The organism is Pseudoalteromonas sp. PS5 (assembly GCF_004103255.1).
In the GTDB taxonomy this organism is placed as follows: Bacteria; Pseudomonadota; Gammaproteobacteria; order Enterobacterales; family Alteromonadaceae; genus Pseudoalteromonas; species Pseudoalteromonas peptidolytica.
Genome location: NZ_RCSQ01000258.1, coordinates 1 through 2,105, shown reverse-complemented (window position 1 = coordinate 2,105; position 2,105 = coordinate 1). Strand labels below are relative to the sequence as shown.

Below are 2,105 nucleotides of genomic sequence, written 5' to 3'. Positions count from 1 at the left end.
GGAGTGGAGAGAGTCCATTCCATTAATTTGACTTAATACTTGCTCAATTTGAAGGAGTAAATCTGACGCTAACAGCGTTAAAAATTTCTTATTTAGAACAACTGAATAGCAAAACTTTTGCCTTGCCTACAGGACGTAGGTACCTCGGCGTGAGCAGGACGCGGAAGCGGTGTTATCGACAAGATTTTCTCACCTCAAAATAGATCACTTAATTAAGAAAATTGGTATAAAGCTCATGATGCAGCCCGAAGTTGAAAATTTTTTGGTGCTATAAAAAAGGCCCCTGCAATGAGGAGCCTAATTACAATATTGATTAGCCAATTTTTTTATACTTGATACGTTTAGGCTCCGCGGCGTCAGCGCCGTAGGTTTTTTTCAACCACGCTTCGTATTCAGTGTAGTTACCATCGAAGAAGTTGATTTGGCCTTCATCACGGTAATCCAAGATGTGCGTCGCGATGCGGTCTAAAAACCAACGATCGTGCGAGATACACATAACACAGCCTGGGAATTCCAAAATCGCATTCTCCAGCGCTCGCAACGTTTCTACGTCTAGGTCGTTGGTTGGCTCATCTAGCAGCAGTACGTTGCCACCAGCTTTTAGTAGTTTTGCTAGGTGAAGACGATTGCGCTCACCACCAGAGAGTTCTTTTACAAATTTCTGTTGGTCATTACCTTTAAAGTTAAAGCGGCCAACATAAGCGCGGCTTGGTACTTCAAAGTTGCCAATTTTTAAAATGTCTTGGCCGTTTGAGATCTCTTGGAAAACTGTATTGTTGCCATCCATATCATCACGGAACTGCTCAACGGTAGCAATCTCAACGGTTTCACCAATTGTGATGTCGCCGCTATCTGGCTGCTCTTGGCCACTTAACATTCTAAATAGTGTTGATTTACCTGCGCCGTTTGCACCGATGATCCCAACAATTGCCCCTTTTGGTACGTTGAAATTCAAATCATCAATCAACAACCTATCTCCAAAACTCTTGCGTAGGTTGCTTACTTCAATCACTTGGTCGCCTAAGCGAGGGCCAGGTGGAATGAATAGCTCATTGGTTTCGTTGCGCTTTTGATAGTCGTTTTGCTGAAGCTCAGTAAACTGCGCCATACGTGCTTTAGACTTAGCTTGGCGACCTTTCGGATTTGAGCGCACCCACTCAAGTTCTTTTTCAATCGACTTTTGGCGTGCTTTTTCTGATTTTTCTTCTTGCTTCAAACGTGCATCTTTTTGCTCAAGCCATGAAGAGTAATTACCTTCCCATGGAATACCGTGACCACGGTCAAGCTCTAAAATCCAGCCTGCGACATTGTCTAGGAAGTAGCGGTCGTGGGTAATTGCTACCACAGTGCCTTCATAGTCATGCAAGAAGCGCTCAAGCCACGCGACAGACTCCGCATCTAAGTGGTTAGTTGGCTCGTCAAGCAGTAGCATATCAGGCTTTTCAAGTAGCAAGCGGCAGATAGCAACACGACGCCTTTCACCCCCTGATAGGTGCTCAATTTTAGCATCCCACTCAGGTAAACGTAGGGCGTCAGCAGCACGTTCTAGTGCATTGTCTAAGTTATGACCATCATGTGCTTGGATAATTGCTTCAAGCTCGCCTTGTTCTTTTGCTAGTGCATCAAAATCGGCATCTTCCATCGCATATTCAGCATACACTTCATCTAATCGAGTCAATGCACGCTTAACTTCACTAACTGCTTCTTCTATTGTTTCGCGAACGGTCTTGCTTTCATCTAATACAGGTTCTTGTGGTAAGTAGCCAATCTTAGTGCCTGGCTGCGGACGTGCCTCGCCCTCGAACTCTGTATCAACCCCTGCCATAATACGTAGTAAGGTTGATTTACCCGCACCATTTAGACCTAACACACCAATTTTAGCGCCAGGAAAAAAGCATAAAGAAATGTCTTTGAGGATAGTGCGCTTAGGCGGCACAACTTTGCTCACCCGCGACATGGTATAAATATATTGAGCCATGAGTTTCCAATCTCTTTTTTGATTTAGACGTATTTTAGAGAAAGCCTTGACGGGCTGCAATGTTGATAGGTCATAACGCTTAAAAAACCACAGTGAACGTCAGCTTAGTTAACTGTTGTAATTTTTT

At 44.0% G+C, this 2,105-nt stretch carries 1 protein-coding gene; it reads right to left on the bottom strand.

What is annotated here, in order from left to right:
* Positions 1–313 precede the first annotated feature (313 nt).
* Positions 314–1,978 (bottom strand): energy-dependent translational throttle protein EttA, encoded by a 1,665-nt coding sequence (gene ettA / locus D9603_RS21520; RefSeq protein WP_128732854.1) that lies wholly within the window; start codon positions 1,976–1,978, stop codon positions 314–316.
* Between the last annotated feature and the right edge of the window lie 127 nt (positions 1,979–2,105).